The 15,090-nt window shown below is 66.3% G+C and carries 18 protein-coding genes and 1 pseudogene; all 19 read right to left on the bottom strand.

The window, feature by feature from the left end; translation table 11 throughout:
- Positions 1 to 42: 42 nt before the first annotated feature.
- Positions 43 to 2,082 (bottom strand): ribonuclease R family protein, encoded by a 2,040-nt coding sequence (locus BMY31_RS08170; protein ID WP_091009721.1) that lies wholly within the window; start codon positions 2,080 to 2,082, stop codon positions 43 to 45.
- 87 nt (positions 2,083 to 2,169) lie between these two features.
- Positions 2,170 to 3,096, bottom strand: a complete 927-nt coding sequence (gene ftsX / locus BMY31_RS08165; protein ID WP_078687783.1) for a permease-like cell division protein FtsX — start codon at positions 3,094 to 3,096, stop codon at positions 2,170 to 2,172.
- Complete coding sequence (gene ftsE, locus BMY31_RS08160) at positions 3,083 to 4,204, bottom strand: cell division ATP-binding protein FtsE (RefSeq protein ID WP_091009718.1); 1,122 nt, start codon at positions 4,202 to 4,204, stop codon at positions 3,083 to 3,085. Before ftsE ends, ftsX begins: the two co-directional genes overlap by 14 nt.
- Before the next feature lie 165 nt (positions 4,205 to 4,369).
- A pseudogene (locus BMY31_RS08155) lies at positions 4,370 to 4,558 on the bottom strand (transaldolase family protein); the annotation flags it as partial.
- 323 nt (positions 4,559 to 4,881) lie between these two features.
- Positions 4,882 to 5,367: a EutP/PduV family microcompartment system protein gene (locus BMY31_RS08150; protein WP_091009716.1), complete on the bottom strand. Its 486-nt coding sequence runs from the start codon at positions 5,365 to 5,367 to the stop codon at positions 4,882 to 4,884.
- A 10-nt stretch (positions 5,368 to 5,377) separates the two neighbouring features.
- Complete coding sequence (locus tag BMY31_RS08145; RefSeq protein WP_091009713.1) at positions 5,378 to 5,809, bottom strand: BMC domain-containing protein; 432 nt, start codon at positions 5,807 to 5,809, stop codon at positions 5,378 to 5,380.
- 7 nt (positions 5,810 to 5,816) lie between these two features.
- Complete coding sequence (locus tag BMY31_RS08140) at positions 5,817 to 6,179, bottom strand: BMC domain-containing protein (protein ID WP_091009710.1); 363 nt, start codon at positions 6,177 to 6,179, stop codon at positions 5,817 to 5,819.
- A gap of 75 nt (positions 6,180 to 6,254) precedes the next feature.
- Positions 6,255 to 7,346, bottom strand: coding sequence for a 1-propanol dehydrogenase PduQ (locus tag BMY31_RS08135; protein WP_091009707.1), 1,092 nt, complete (start codon positions 7,344 to 7,346; stop codon positions 6,255 to 6,257).
- A gap of 2 nt (positions 7,347 to 7,348) precedes the next feature.
- Positions 7,349 to 8,203: a MerR family transcriptional regulator gene (locus tag BMY31_RS08130; protein WP_257612401.1), complete on the bottom strand. Its 855-nt coding sequence runs from the start codon at positions 8,201 to 8,203 to the stop codon at positions 7,349 to 7,351.
- Between the two features lie 164 nt (positions 8,204 to 8,367).
- A complete protein-coding gene (locus tag BMY31_RS08125) occupies positions 8,368 to 9,984 on the bottom strand; it encodes an acetaldehyde dehydrogenase (acetylating) (protein ID WP_257612400.1) in 1,617 nt (538 codons plus the stop codon).
- A gap of 40 nt (positions 9,985 to 10,024) precedes the next feature.
- Positions 10,025 to 10,309, bottom strand: a complete 285-nt coding sequence (locus BMY31_RS08120) for a BMC domain-containing protein (protein WP_091009700.1) — start codon at positions 10,307 to 10,309, stop codon at positions 10,025 to 10,027.
- Between the two features lie 57 nt (positions 10,310 to 10,366).
- Positions 10,367 to 10,651: a BMC domain-containing protein gene (locus tag BMY31_RS08115; RefSeq protein ID WP_091009700.1), complete on the bottom strand. Its 285-nt coding sequence runs from the start codon at positions 10,649 to 10,651 to the stop codon at positions 10,367 to 10,369.
- A gap of 57 nt (positions 10,652 to 10,708) precedes the next feature.
- Complete coding sequence (locus tag BMY31_RS08110; RefSeq protein WP_091009700.1) at positions 10,709 to 10,993, bottom strand: BMC domain-containing protein; 285 nt, start codon at positions 10,991 to 10,993, stop codon at positions 10,709 to 10,711.
- 43 nt (positions 10,994 to 11,036) lie between these two features.
- The gene (locus tag BMY31_RS08105) at positions 11,037 to 11,948 is read right to left on the bottom strand and encodes a phosphate propanoyltransferase (RefSeq protein ID WP_091009697.1); all 912 of its coding nucleotides are present in this window, start codon (positions 11,946 to 11,948) and stop codon (positions 11,037 to 11,039) included.
- Positions 11,949 to 11,985: 37 nt separating this feature from the next.
- Entirely contained in the window at positions 11,986 to 12,255 is a 270-nt protein-coding gene (locus BMY31_RS08100) for a EutN/CcmL family microcompartment protein (RefSeq protein ID WP_091009695.1), read from the bottom strand.
- The gene (locus BMY31_RS08095) at positions 12,242 to 12,547 is read right to left on the bottom strand and encodes a BMC domain protein (RefSeq protein ID WP_091009692.1); all 306 of its coding nucleotides are present in this window, start codon (positions 12,545 to 12,547) and stop codon (positions 12,242 to 12,244) included. Before BMY31_RS08095 ends, BMY31_RS08100 begins: the two co-directional genes overlap by 14 nt.
- Positions 12,540 to 13,388, bottom strand: coding sequence for an ethanolamine utilization protein EutJ (gene eutJ, locus BMY31_RS08090; RefSeq protein ID WP_091009690.1), 849 nt, complete (start codon positions 13,386 to 13,388; stop codon positions 12,540 to 12,542). Before eutJ ends, BMY31_RS08095 begins: the two co-directional genes overlap by 8 nt.
- 3 nt (positions 13,389 to 13,391) lie before the next feature.
- Positions 13,392 to 14,024: a hypothetical protein gene (locus tag BMY31_RS08795; protein WP_143802954.1), complete on the bottom strand. Its 633-nt coding sequence runs from the start codon at positions 14,022 to 14,024 to the stop codon at positions 13,392 to 13,394.
- Between the two features lie 55 nt (positions 14,025 to 14,079).
- A complete protein-coding gene (gene cutD / locus BMY31_RS08080) occupies positions 14,080 to 15,021 on the bottom strand; it encodes a choline TMA-lyase-activating enzyme (RefSeq protein ID WP_091009685.1) in 942 nt (313 codons plus the stop codon).
- Positions 15,022 to 15,090 lie beyond the last annotated feature (69 nt).

Below are 15,090 nucleotides of genomic sequence, written 5' to 3'. Positions count from 1 at the left end.
CGCGCGCCAGGCGCTCGTTTAGGCGTAGTGTAGCCTACCCCGTCACGCGCGGCTTGATTCTCGCACGTGACCCGCAAGCACAAAGTCTATCTGACCACGCGACGGCTCCGCAGAAACGACGGTCACCGCGACGCGCTTTCCCGGGCGCCACTCACGCCCGGTCTCCTCCCCCACCAGGCATAGCCTGCGTTCGTCGTACCAGAACCACTCGTCGCCCAGGTCGCGCACGGGAATCATCCCCTCGGCGCAGCTTTCGTCCAGCATGACAAAGAGGCCGTGGCGCGTGCAGCCGGTGACGACACCCGAGAAGGACTCGCCCACTCGGTCGGCATACATCTGGGCCATCTTGACCTTCTGGGACTGGCGGGCGGCCCGGTCGGCCACGCGCTCTTGGTCGGAGCAGGTTCGACACAGCTGGGGCAGAAGCTTCTTCGCCTGCGCCTGGTCACGCGAGTCGAGCTTCCCCTCAAGCTTCGCACGCAGCGCACGGTGCACCAAAACGTCGGGATAGCGCCTGATGGGAGAGGTGAAGTGACAGTACGCGCGTGCGCCCAGGGCGTAGTGCCCCTCGTTGTGGGGCAGGTAGATGGCACGGCGCTGCGCCCTCAGCAGCACGGAGTTCGCAAGGTACTCGCCCGCCGTCCCCCTCGCGCGCTCCAGAACCGTGCGGATGGCCTCGGGCTCGCCCGCAACCAACCCGGCAAGCGTCTTCGGGTCCGTTAGCTCCAGCTCCTCAAGAATGGGGATGGTCGAGACAAGGTCGTCGTGCGCCGGCGGCTCGTGGACGCGATAGGCCGCGGGCACGTCGGCGTCGCCCAGCACTCCAGCCACGAACTCGTTGGCCATGAGCATGGCCTCCTCCACCAGGCTCGTCGCCCTCGTCTTGCGACGCACCCTCACCCCCGTGGGCGCGCCCTTCTCGTCCAGGACCACCTTGGCCTCGCGCGTCTCGAAGTCGATGGCGCCACGACGATGCCGAATGCCCTCGCGCAGCCGGGCGATCTTGTCGAGCAGGCGAAGGGACGTCATGACTTCCAGGCGCGACGACTCCTCAACCGCAAGCCCGCTGGCATCGACATCCCCCGCAAGAAGCGCGTCGACTGCATCGTAGTCAAGCCGACCACGCGAGCGAATGACCGCCGGGCCGGCGCTTCCGCCCACGACCTCGCCCCGCTTGCTCAGGCGCATGACGACGCTCATCGTGAGTCGGTCCTCGCCGGGCCTGAGCGAGCACGCGTCGCAGCTAAGCGCCTCGGGGAGCATTGGGATGACGCGGTCGACCAGATAGACGGAACAAGTCCTGCGCTTAGCCTCGTTGTCTATCGCAGAGTTCCACGCCACGTAGTGCGAGACGTCCGCGATGTGGACCTCTACCTCGAAGCCGTCGTCCACCTCGCGCGCGCAGACCGCGTCGTCGAAGTCGCGCGCATCAGCGGGGTCGATGGTCACCGCACACGACGAGCGCAGGTCACGGCGCAGCCGGTCGCGGACAAGAGCCTCGTCCGCATCCACGCGAACGGCGGCTGCCTCCTCGAGCGCCGCGGCAGGAAACTCCGTGACGAGGTCGTTGGAGGCGATTACAGCTTCGACGTTGAGGTCGAGCTCGTCCGCGGAGCCCACGCGCCGGTCGATGGTGACGACGCCGGCGCTCCGCCGCGAGGGGTACTCCATGATGCGCGCGACCACCACGTCGCCCGTCCGCACGCCCCTCTTGCGGGCGCTGTCGTCTTGCGGAACCACGAAGAAGTCGCGCCTGATGCGCGCATCCAGCGGAGAGACCGCACCCAGGGGGTCGATCCATTCGTAGGTGCCCAGGAACGACTCCGTGGCCCTGGTGATGACCCCTTGGACGTAGGCGCGCTTTTCTCCGCCGCGCGAAGAGATGCTTACCTGCACCTCGTCTCCGCTCATGGCCTCGCGAATGCCGCCTCGGGCCACCGGAAACGTCCCCTCCGATGTGCTGACCTCGGCCACGCCCCGCCCAAACACACGGATGGTGCCATCCAGAAAGACCTTCGGCTTGCGATGGGCGGAGCCGAACCCCCGGCGACGATTTCCCCTGTGGGGACGCTTGCGACCCATGTGTTCCCTCCTTTGCAAAATGGGCGACGCGGCCTAACGACCGCGCCGCCCACGCGCGCTTAAGCATTGGCCTCAACGAGCCCGACGCTAGACCTTGAGGTAGCGCCTCATTGCGATCATCGAGCCAAAGAGACCCAGCAGCATGCCGATGACGACCAGCGAGATGTAGGTCAGCACCAGCACGTGCACCGGCAGCTCAAACGAAAGGAACTGCAGGCTGTTCTGAAGCTTGGGCACAACCAGCCCCATGCCCACGTGAAGAACGATAACCGCGAGAATGGAGCCGATGAGGGCCTCAAGCATGCCCTCGGTCATGAACGGCCCGCGGATGAAGCCGTTGGACGCGCCGACGAGACGCATGATGGCAATCTCGCGACGACGAGCGGCAATGGCCAGGCGAATCGTGTTGTTGATGAACACGAACGCGATAAAGGCCAGAAGGGCCACGAGCACGACCGCACCGATGCGCAGGTAGTAGGTGACGCTAAACAGACGCTCGACCGTCTCGCGACCGTACTGGACCGAATTCGTCGGGTTGTCGTGGTCGTCTGCAACCTTCTTGAAGTCGGAGTCGGAGGTCAGCTGAGAAGCGACGTCCTCAACGCTCTTGGGGTCCTTGAGGGTGATGACGAGCGAGGCGGGAACAGGATTCTGACCATCGAGCGCCGCGACCGCGTCGGCGGCGTTGCGATTGCTCATCGTCTCCTTGTACTCGTTGAGCGCCTCCTCCTTGCTCTTGTAGGCAACGGAGTCCACGCTGCCCCAGCTCTCGACCTTCGCCTGGAGGGCGTCAACATCCTCCTGGTTGGCGTCGTCGGCAATAAACGCCTGGATGGTGACACGGTCCTCGACGCTGCCGACGAGGTTCGTGACCATTACGGAGCCGATGACGAACAGGCCGATGACGAACAGCGAGAGGAAGATCGTGACGATTGCGCCAAGAACCGTAGACCAGTTCCTGCGGAAGTGACGTCCCGCCTCGCGAAGCGAATAACCAATGTTAGAGGGCACCATAGTAACCGTAGCCTCCCCTCTCCTGATCGCGGACCACGTGACCCGCCTCAAGCGCGATGACGCGTCTGCGCATGGAGTCAACCATCTCGCGGTCATGGGTTGCCATGACGACGGTGGTACCGGTGCGGTTAATGCGGTCGAGCAGTCTCATGATACCGAGCGAGATTGCGGGGTCGAGGTTGCCCGTAGGCTCGTCGCAGACCAGCAGCGGCGGGCGGTTGACCATCGCTCGAGCAACAGAGACGCGCTGCTGCTCGCCGCCCGAGAGCTGGTCGGGATAGTTGTCCATCTTCTCGGCAAGGCCGACCAGGCGCAGGGTCTCGGGGACCTGCGCCCTGATGACGGCGCGAGGCTTGCCGATGCACTCAAGCGCAAAGGCGACATTCTCGTAGACCGTCTTGTCGGGAAGAAGCTTGAAGTCCTGGTAGACCGTGCCAATCTGACGCCTCAGGTAGGGAACCTTCCTGTTGCGCAGCTTGGTCAGCTCCTGTCCGGCCACGATGACCTGGCCGCTCGTCGCGCGAAGCTCTCGCGTGAGGAGCTTGAGGAACGTGGACTTGCCCGAGCCCGAATGGCCGACGACGAAGACGAACTCGCCGGGGTAGATGTCGAGGCTCACGTCCTCGAGTGCGGGCTTGTTGGGCTGGGCCGGGTAGATGAGTGTTGCGTTTCTGAGCGAGATGGTCGGCTTTCCCGTGTGGGGGATAACCTGCGACCCATCATCCTGCAGAGGTGCGAAGACGCTCGTGAACCCCGGCTGCGCGGTGATGTCGTTAGACTCTGGCGCATCCGAGACGACCATTGCGCTCTGCCCCTCGCCCTGGACGGGTGCGGGCTGAGGCTCGGGCTCCGGAGCCGCGAGGGGCTCCGCCGCCGGCGCCGCGGAAGGCTCCGGCGTCTCGTCCGCCGCGTACGCAGGCACGGAATCGTCTGCAGGCGCCGCGAAGTGAGCGCCTCCCGTGCGTCCCTCGGAATAGCCGGCGGCCGTGTCATCCAGACTTGCATCTGAAGTCAGCGGTGCCTGCTCTACGCCCTGCGCATCCAGCGGAGTCGAAGCGACGTTCTCTTCGTTCCCCTGCCGCTCGCTGCTGCGAAAGTGGTTGGCCACAAGAGCTCCTTTTTCTACATAGCGATACTGACAGATATCATGATTCTACACGCAAGGCCTGCAACGACAAAGTTACCTCGCCGCTCGCACATTTAAAGCAGAGCGCAAAAGGGGCGCGGCCATCGCCGCGCCCCCCCGGGGCCCAAGTTTTCCCTGTTGGAGGAGCTAGCCCTCAACAACCTTCTTCCAGTCGGCCGCAAACTTGACAAGGCCCTGGTCGGTCAGCGGGTGGTGCACGCACTTCTTGAGCGCCGCGAACGGAACCGTGGCGATGTCGGCGCCCATGAGGGCGGCCTGCGTGACGTGGTTCGGGGTGCGGACGGACGCCGTGATGATCTCGGGGCCGCCCTCCTCTGGCAGTTCGTGGTCTGCGGACCCGTCGTCCGACTCGCCTTCCGAGCCCTCATGGTCGCGCAAGGCGCCATAGAGCCCAATCGCGGCCTTCAGCAGCCCGAACGGGACCGTCAGAAACGCCATGATCAAGAAGAATTGCTCCATAGGCAACACCTCCCTCGAGAGGCGCCGCCCCGCACGTAGATCCGTCGACCAGCGTGAGTGGAGCATAACGCGTGCGCGGTCGAAACGGCGCGAGAATGGCCTTCCAATCCGCAGAAATCCTTGTCTCTAGCTGGGCTTTTGCTGGCCCGAAGCTTGCCGGCGCCAAACCATGCGACGCCCTAGCAGAAGACGCCCTCACGTTGGCGGGCCTTCGCCTGCTCTAACGTCATCGGCTCGACGTCCTGCTCGAGATAGGCTCGAAGCTCGCCGATCCCCTCCCCCGTGGCGCTGTCCACGAGGAAGATGCGATCGCACCCGCAGTTCTCGAGCCACTGCCGAACCATCGCCACGTTGGCGTTGGGCTCGTTGATCTTGGTGATGACGCCGATGAGCGTCCTGTTGAGAAACGACTTGCAGTTGGGCGCGAACACCGTGAACGGCTCGTTGGCCGCAATCAGAAGCGCGATGACGTCCGCCTCGAACGAGAAGCACGCCAGGCCAACGCCCACCGCCTTCGTCTCCGAGTACTCGCCCGGCGTGTCGATGGTGTCGCCGTCGGCGTATGTGTACTGCGTCTTGTGATAGTGCAGCCTCTCACCGCGCAGGGCCTGCGTGAGCGACGTCTTGCCCGCCTCGCTTCGGCCCATCAGGAACAGTCGCTTCATCTCGCATCACCTACCTGCGGGTCATCGGACAGACATAGAAGCCGAGCTCGTGCTCGAAGAAGTCGAGGACCTCCCGCTCGGCGCTCTCGATCTCGCTGATCTCCCCCGAGAGGATGAGCGATCCATTGAAGCGATCCATGAACGCAAGCTCCACCGCGCCGGCCTTCATCGCGACGTCGGCGGCAATGACGACCGACTCCCACGGCGTGAAGCGCATGAAGCCAAGCGCCTCGCCCACGTGGTCCTCGCCCTCGTGGGTGCCGATGTCAAGGCCGAGCGTCTTGCAGGTGCTCTCCCGCGACGTGCCGATGACGTGCGCGAGGTCCACCTCGCGCCCCGGCACGCTCACGCGCGTGAAGCGCAGCTCGCCATGCTCCCCGCGCGGCACCTGGCCGTGGAGCACGCGCTCGAAGAACTCCTCCCTGGTAACCCTCTCCCTCATGGCACGCCTAGCGCTTCGTGACCTTGCAGGTGACGTAGCCCAGCGTGTCGCGGAAGAACGCGACCACCTCGGTGATCGCCGTCGTGACGTCGGCGACCTCCCCGCTGATGATCATCGTGCCCGTAAAGCGGTCGGCAAAGCCAAGGTAGACGTCCGCGCTCTTGACGGCCAGGTCGGAGGCGATCACGGCGGACTCGGGCGGCGTGATGTTCATGATGCCCAGGGCGCTCGTCCCGAAGTCGATCTCCGGGTTGAGGCCCAGCTTGGTGTAGATGATGGGCTCGGGCCCGCCGATCACGTGGGCGAGGGTGATCTCCTTGCCCGAGACGGTCTCCTGGACCACGCGAATCTGCTCTTGTCCGTTCTCCACTGTCAGTCCTCCAGCACGTGCTTCGGTCGTTCGGGGATGCCGGCGGGCGAAGGGCGCCCGCCGGCAGAGGGTGGGCTAGCCGCGATAGGCGTCGCGATACAGGTTCACGAGGTCCTGCCTCGAGACGGGGCGCGGGTTCGTGGGCGTGCAGCGGTCGTTGGCCGCGGCCTCCGCCATGTCGCACACGTGCTCCTCGAAGCACGAGGCGTCGATCGAGCCAAGGTCAGCCAGGCAATCCTGGATGCCAAGGCGCGACCTCAGGTCGATGACGCGCTGCAGGAGCTCGTCTGCGCCAGACATCCCAAGCTCATGCGCGAGACGCTCGTAAGGCTCGCGGTAGGCGGACTCTGCCATGTGGAAGCGCATGACATAGGGCAGAAGGATCGCGTTCAGGCGGCCGTGGGCCACGTGGAAGCGCCCGCCCAGGGCGTGAGCCAGGCTGTGGTTGATCCCCAGGCCGGCGTTCGTGAAGGCGATGCCCGCGACGCAGGACGCCTCGGCCATGCGACCGCGGGCGCGCATGGCGTCGCCGTCACGGAAGACCAGGGGAAGGTCCTCGAAGACGATGCGCAGCGCCTTGACCGCAAGCGCGTCGGTGAAGGTGGTCGCCTGGTTGCTCACGTAGGCCTCGAGCGCATGGGTCAGCACGTCCATGCCCGTATCGGCCGTGATCTGGGGCGGGACCGAACGCGTGAAGCTCGCGTCGAGAAGAGCCCCGTCCGGCGCCAGCGCGTCGTCGATGAGCGCGACCTTGGTGCTGCCGCGCGTGATGACCGCAAAGTTGGTCACCTCGGAGCCGGTGCCCGCGGTCGTCGGAATCGCGAGGAAGTACGGGCGCTCCATCCCCTTCTGACTGGCGAAGTACAGGATGGCCTTGGTCGCGTCGATGCACGAGCCGCCGCCGAAGGCGATCACGAGGTCGGGGCGCTCTCGGAAGATCATCTCGACACCCTCGTCGACGAGCTCCTGGCTCGGATCGGGCTTGACGTTGGAGTACACGCTCACGCGCGCTCCCGAGGGCAGGTGCTGGCACATCTTGCCCACCATGCCCGACTCCTGCAGGAAGCCGTCCGTGACCACCAGGACATGCGAGCACGAGAGGCTGCCCAGGTGCTCGACGGCACGCGGCCCGAAGAAGAGCTTCGCGTTGAGGCTGAACTCGTTCATTGTCACTCCGTTTCGGTTCTGAGAAGGAGCTCCGTGACGAAGAGCTCGGAGTTGTAGGTTGTCCAGAAGTCCGTGACGAAGCGCTCCGTCACGGGACCGCAGATCTTGTAGCCGTTCTCGTGGGCGAATGCGAGCAGACGGTCGAGGGCCTCGTCCATCTCCTCGAATGCACCCACGTGGTAGGTCGAGAGGTACATGCCCTCGGGCATGACGTAGGCCTCGTCCTCGGCGACGGGCCTCATGGCCTTCTGCAGGAGGCGGACGGGGCAGGCGTGTCCGCCCGCAGCCGCCTTGGCATCCCCCACGGTCTCGAACTGCAGGATGACCGGGCCGCAGATGGCGTTGTCTGCCTCGCGCACGAACGCCGCGTAGTCCAGGCTGACGACCGAGTCGGCGAAGCCGCCCGAGAAGGTCGACTCCATGCACAAGAGCTCCCGGCTCGCGAGGTAGCGAACGCTCACGGTCTTGGGCTTTACCCTCAGGACCATGTTGGCCTCGTCGACCAGCTCGGCCCACTCGACGATGGCCTGGCGCTTCTCGGCGATCAGGCGCGCCTCCTCGTCACAGGAGCTCAGGTGCTCCGCCAGGTTGCGGCGCACCTCGGTCAGGCTCGAGCGCTGCAGCATGTGCGTGATCTCGTCGAGCGAGAAGCCGAGCATCTTGAGGTAGTTGATCACGGGGATCTTGAGCATGGTGTTCAGGCTGTAGTAGCGGTACCCGTTGTCCCGCACGACGTCGGGACGCATGAGCCCGAGCTCGTCGTAGTGCCTCAGGGTACGCTGCGAGATGCAGCCCATGCGGCTGACCTCTCCGATCTGGTACAGGTCGCACCTGTCTGCACGTGCGTGTGCGATCACGATCTCATCTCCTCAAACGCTCACCTGACGCGCCGGCCGCGGACGGGCCGCGCAACAAGACCAAAGTCTATTGCCTGGCGTCGCCCATGGTGCCGACAATCCCGTCTCGACCGGGGCGCCCCAGCGCGCCATGGGCGCCCCGATCGGGCGAGAAGAGCCTGGCCTTACTCGCCGCGGAAGGCGGAGACCAGCTCGCTCACCATCTTGCGGAGCTCCTCCGCGTCGATGGTGTCGCTCTTGCGCGCCTGCTGTTCGTGCGCCGGGGCGGAGCAGCAGCCCACGGAGTAGCTGATGGGGCTCGACGCGGGCTCGCAGGAGCCGGCCCCGTGCCACGCGCCCGCGCACTCGTGCGTCGTCGCGCAGCCGTACTCAGCCGCGAGCTCGGGGTGCCACTTCGCGAACGTCGCGTCGGCGGCCGCGACCTGGTCGGGCTCGACGATGCCGTTGGCGACGCGCTTGAGGTTGACGAGGTGCTGCGGGCCCACGTTCTCGGAGACGGAGCTGCCGCCCCAGGTGCCGCAGCCCAGCGTGAGGGCCACGTCGAGACCGGTGGAGAGACCCGTGCCGCCCTGGGTGCCACCCGTGTTGATGAGGATGCGCGAGGCGGGCTTGACGGAGAACTTGCGGACGATCTCCTTGTCCTGCGTGTGGATGTTCATCGTGTGGCCGATGCCGTTCTGCAGGAGCGCGATGGAGAGCTCGCACGCCTCGTGCCAGTCGGCCACGGTGTAGAAACCGAGCACGGTCGTGAGCTTCTCGTAGGAGAGCGGCCACTCGGGACCGACGCCGTGCTGCTCGCCGATGAGGACGCGGGTGTCGGCGGGAACGCAGATGCCCGCGGCGTGGGCGATGCTCTGGGCGTCGTGGCCGACGAAGTTCGGGCTCATCGCGTGGCCGTTGCGGAACAGGATCTTGCAGACCTTGGCGCACTCCTCCTCGCTCATGAAGTAGCCGCCCTGGCGCTTGAACTCGGCGACGACCTCGTCGTGGTTGCACGTCTCGCAGATGACGCTCTGCTCGGAGGCGCAGATGGTGCCGTTGTCGAAGGTCTTGGACGCCATGATCTGGCGGACGGAGTCGTGCACGTTGGCGGTGCGCTCGATGTAGGAGGGCGAGTTGCCGGCGCCGACGCCCAGCGCGGGCTTGCCCGAGCTGTAGGCGGCCTTGACCATGCCGGGGCCGCCGGTGGCGATGATCATCTTGACCTCGGGCGCGTGCATGAGCGCGTTGGTGGCCTCGATGGTCGCGAGGCTGACGCCCTGGATGATGTTCTCGGGGGCGCCCGCGGCGACGGCCGCGTCGCACATGAGCTTGATGGCAAGGTTCGTGCACTTGGCGGCCTTGGGGTGCGGCGAGAAGACGATGGCGTTGCGCGCCTTGAGCGCGATCATCGACTTGTAGAGGACCGTGGAGGTCGGGTTGGTGGAGGGGACGATGCCCAAGATCAGGCCGACGGGCTCGGCGATCGTGATCGTCTGCTTCTTCTCGTCCACGTCGATGACGCCGATCGTCTTCGCGTCCTTGATCTGCTCGTAAAGCAGGCCGGAGGCCATGTGGTTCTTGAAGATCTTGTCGTGCACGTTGCCGAAGGTCGTCTCCTCGACGGCCATCTCGGCGAGCTGCTTGGCGTTCTTCTCGGCAGTCTCGACCATGGAGCGAAGGATACGGTCGATCTGCTCGGTGGTGTAGGTTGCGATCTTCTCGGCGGCAACCTGGCCGGCGCGCGCGAGGTCGCGTGCGGCCTGGATGCTCTCGAGGTCGCGGTCGTATTCGTGCATCATGCCTCTTTCCGGTTAGCTATGGCTCTATCTCGCGGGTTCGCTACTCGGCGTGGGGCAGGATGGACTCGACCATGCCGTCCGGGCGCGGGATGACGTGGACGCTGAGGAGCTCGCCCACGCGCTGGGCGGCCGCGGCGCCGGCGTCGGTGGCAGCCTTGACGGCGCCCACGTCGCCGCGGACGAAGACGGTGACGAGGCCGCCGCCCACGCGCTCCTTGCCGATGAGGCGGACGTTGGCCGCCTTGACCATGGCGTCGGCCGCCTCGACGGAGCCGACCATGCCCTTGGTCTCGATCATTCCGAGTGCCTCGATGGTGTTAGCCATGCTGGAAACCTCCTTGGTTGCGGGCGAGGTGCCCGCGCTCTTCTCGTCTGCTTGCTTCTACTCGGCGTGGGGCAGGATGGACTCGACCATGCCGTCCGGGCGCGGGATGACGTGGACGCTGAGGAGCTCGCCCACGCGCTGGGCGGCCGCGGCGCCGGCGTCGGTGGCAGCCTTGACGGCGCCCACGTCGCCGCGGACGAAGACGGTGACGAGGCCGCCGCCCACGCGCTCCTTGCCGATGAGGCGGACGTTGGCCGCCTTGACCATGGCGTCGGCCGCCTCGACGGAGCCGACCATGCCCTTGGTCTCGATCATTCCGAGTGCCTCGATGGTGTTAGCCATGCTGGAAACCTCCTTGGTTGCGGGCGAGGTGCCCGCGCTCTTCTCGTCTGCTTGCTTCTACTCGGCGTGGGGCAGGATGGACTCGACCATGCCGTCCGGGCGCGGGATGACGTGGACGCTGAGGAGCTCGCCCACGCGCTGGGCGGCCGCGGCGCCGGCGTCGGTGGCAGCCTTGACGGCGCCCACGTCGCCGCGGACGAAGACGGTGACGAGGCCGCCGCCCACGCGCTCCTTGCCGATGAGGCGGACGTTGGCCGCCTTGACCATGGCGTCGGCCGCCTCGACGGAGCCGACCATGCCCTTGGTCTCGATCATTCCGAGTGCCTCGATGGTGTTAGCCATGCTGGAAACCTCCTTGGGATCCTCTTCAGAGCCGCAGCTCTCGTTACCTGATTACGCGGAGCGTAGAACCGCTCTTGACCTGGAGCGCGTTGGCCTCCTCGGTGTCGATGTGACAGTCGAGGTTGCCGCCCTCGGTGACGCGGACGATCACGTTGTCGAGGGTGCCGCCGCGCTCGCCGTCGGCCTTGATGGAGACGACCTGGCCGTCATGGAAGCCGCGCTCGGCGGCCTGCGCGGGGTTCATGTGGATGTGGCGCGCGGCCACGATCGTGCCCTCGTGGAGGCAAACGCTGCCCTTGGGGCCGATGACCGTGACGCCTGGCGTGCCCTCGAGGTGCCCCGAGAGGCGGACCTTCTGCGGCACGCCCAGCTTGAAGGTATCGCCGGCGAGCACCTCGACCTGCGTCTGGGATCGCACGGGGCCCAGGACGCGGACCTTCTCGATCACGCCCTTGGGGCCGGCGATCGTCACGCACTCCTTCGCGGCGAACTGGCCGGGCTGGCTGAGATCCTTGATGCGCGTCAGCTCGAAGTCGGGCCCGAACAGCTGGTCGAGGTCCACCTGCGAGAGGTGGATGTGGCGGCCAGAGACGCCCACGGGAACGACGTCGGCGTCGACTTGCGCCGCGCCGTTGGTGCCCAGCAGGCCCTCAAGGTCGCCCTCGCTCCAGATTCCCTTGTCGAGAGCGGCCGCGATGACGCGCTCGAGCTCCTCGGCGGACAGCGCAGACGCGCAGCCCTCCTCCTTGTCATGGCATGCATGAGCCTCTGCGTGGGGCTGCTCCGCACACGCCTCGTGGCCCTCGTGCGGCGCGGGGCCCTGCTTCAGGCACACGCCCATCTCGTGAGCGAGGTCGACGGCCTGGGCGGTCACGATGGTGTTGTCATCGATGTAGATGTCCTCGTGCCCGTCCTTGGCGGCGATCACGTCCTGCGCGCTCACAAGTTTCTTCATGCCGTCCTCCTTTCCGAAATACAAATCGCTTTATTGCTTACAGACTCACGTCTTCGTCGATGATCCCTACAATCACGGCATCGACCGGGACGTTCTGGTCGAAGGCGTCCCTCATGAACAGGTAGGCCGACGCCCCCGTGGTGACGATCACGCGGTCGCCCACGCCGGCGCTGATGGTGTCAACGCAGATGAGCTGGCGCCCGGCCTCGTCGCCGGTGATGACCTCGACCTGCATGAGCTTCATCCCGCTCAGCTCGTCGTACTTGCGCGTGGCCCAGATGGAGCCGATGAGCCTACCAACAATCATGGGTCTGGTCCTTTCCGTCTCGAATCCGCCTGAGGCACTCCATGACGCTCTCGGTCTCGCCGGCGATGGCGAGGAGCACCATGTTCTGGGGACACGAGCCCCGGATGTCGGTCACGACCACGTTGGCGCTCTTCTCGGCCACGTCGCTCGCGACCAGCATCTCGATGAGCTTGCCCTGCACGAGGCCGACCGCGGCGGGGCGGAAGTCGTCATCCCAGCGGGCGCCGCTGCGCTGCCTGATGACGCGCATGGTGCCTGGCGCGGGCGCCTTGATGACCCTGATGTCAAGCATTGGCCTGCCCCTTTGCCGCCTCGACGCAGCCGAGGGCGATGCCCATGGGCGTCACGAACATGGGGTGGTTGGGCTTGTGGACCTCGACGCCCAGGCCCTTCCGGACCCGCCCCTCGATACCCGTCAGCTCGGCCGTGCCGCCGACGAGGATGACCTCGCCGACGTCGTGGGGCTCGCAGGCACGCGCGATGATCGAGGTGACCTTGTCGATGGTCGGCGCCACGATCGGTAGGACCTCCGCGTGGTGCGCGGGGTCGCGCTTGTAGACCTCGGCCTCGTCGAAGCTCATGCGCTTGGCGCCCGCGAGCACGAGCGAGAAGTGCGTGCCTCCGGTCGACTCGTCGACGCACTCGACGACGCGACCGTCCTCGAAGACGGAGATGCCGGTCGTGCCGCCGCCGATGTCGACCACCGCGCCGTCGCGGGTGCCGATGAGCAGGTTCGCCGCCGTGGGCTCGTCGAAGACGGCCACGCACTCGAGGCCCGTGCTTTCGCAGACGTTCTTGACGACGCCGCCGTCGAGGGACTCGGTCTCGGGTGGAATCGCAACCGCGCAGCTTTCGAGCTCGACGCCGAGCTCCGCCTCGACCTGCTCCTTGAGGCGGCGCGCTATGTCGCACGCCCCGACGTAGTCGACGACCATGCCGTCCTTAACGACGCTGGCGAACTCGTACTTGCAGTCGATGGGGTTGCCATCCTCGTCGAGCACGACCAGCACGATGAAGGCCGTGCCGAGGTCGAGGCCGCAGAAGAGGCGCTGTCCCTCGCGAACCGCCTTGGGATGGTCCACGCAGTCGAGGAGCTCCTCGAGCCTCTCGTTGGCTGCCTTGAGATCGACCATCTTCTACACCTTCCCCTCTGCCTTACCCATCGACTCCTCCAACAACTGACACGCCTGTGCCGCACGTGCGACCCAACCGTCAAGGGACGCGGCCTCCGCGTCCGAGGCGCCCGCGCGAGCCTGCGCCCAGGCGTGGGCGCAGCGCCCCACCTCCGCGTGCATGCGGGCCATCTCGAAGAAGACCGGATGCACGCCGGCGGCGAGCGGCGGGGCCGGGGGCGGCCCGGGCGGGCTCGGGCTCTGGGCGGACGCGTCCGCGAGGGCGAGGTCGCCCGCCTCGCGCACGTCCTGCCACGCGTGGCCCAACGCGTCGGCCTGGCGCGCGAAGGCGTTGTCGATGCCCTGCGAGCGACGAGCCAGGAGCCTGAGCTCGGAGCCGAGCAGGCGAACGTCCCAGACGAGGTCGGACAGGCCATCGCAGGGCGCGGTCTCGTGCGAGCCGCGCCACGCATGGGACGGTGTCCCTGCCCCGGCGCGCTCGCTCCTCTCGGCGTCGGATGCCTCGAAGGACACGCCGAAGTCGATCAGGAACTGCCGGGCCCCCGGCGTGAGCCGCGCACCGTCAGGCAGGTCATAGCTGTCGAACGGCGTGGTGGCATAGGCGTCGCGAAGTTCGTCCTCGGTTACGAAGCGCATGGTTTCCTCCTCTCTCGTGACTGGCGACCCGGGGGTGCCTGATGTGTTCGTCTCGCTAGTGCCTGACGAGGTTGACCTTGAAGTCGGCGCCCTTGATCCAGCCCTCGATGCGGGCGAGGTCGTCGTCGGTGAGCGACGGGTCCCCCTCGATCTGGTAGTCGCGGCCCAGCGACGCGTACTTGCCGACGCCGAGCTTGTGGTACGGCAGGAGGTCGACCCCGTCGAAGTTCTTCTGGTAGCGGTACGGCTTGAAGAAGTCGATGACCGCGTCAATCTCGTCCTTCGAATCGTTCACGCCCTTGAGCAGCGGCATCCTCACGCGGACGTTGTGGCCGCTCTCGAGCAGGGTGCGCACGTTGGCGAGGATCAGCTCGTTGTTCACGCCGGTCCAGAACTTGTGCTTGACCGGGTCCATCTGCTTGATGTCGAACAGGAAGAGGTCGACGTAGCGAGCGATCTTGAGGACCGTCTCGGTCTTCGCGTAGCCGCAGGTCTCGATCGCCGTGTGGTAGCCACGGGACTTTGCCGCCATGAGGATCGAGTAGGTCGCCTCGGCCTGCGCGAGCACCTCGCCGCCGGAGAGTGTGATGCCACCGCCCGACATGCGATAGAAGTCGGCGTCCTCGTCGAGGAAGGCCACGACATCGTCGACCGTGCGGTCGTCGCCCATGACCTCGAGCGCATGGTTCATACAGGCCGCCTCGCATCCGCGGCACCCGATGCACGACACGGCCCTGTCGACCACGTGCTCGCCGTCGACCATCTTGTGGACGCCCACGGGGCAGACCGCGGCGCATGCGCCGCAGTCGACGCAGTTGACGCGCTTGAACATGACCTCGTGCACGCGCAGCTGGCTCTCGGGGTTGGAGCACCACTTGCAGCGCAGGGGGCAGCCCTTGAGAAACGCCATCGACCTCACGCCGGGCCCGTCGTACATGTTGTACTTCTGAAGGTTGAAGATGCGGACCTTGCGCTCGACCGCCTGCTCGCCGCTCATATGGAATGCCTCCCCTCCTTGGTCCCCGGGGCCGCCTGGGCCCCGGGCCTCGTTCTCTTCTCGTCTGGC

Origin of the sequence: Parafannyhessea umbonata, assembly GCF_900111255.1 — a bacterium.
Classification (GTDB): domain Bacteria; phylum Actinomycetota; class Coriobacteriia; order Coriobacteriales; family Atopobiaceae; genus Olsenella_J; species Olsenella_J umbonata_A.
This window is presented reverse-complemented; position numbering and strand designations above follow the sequence as displayed.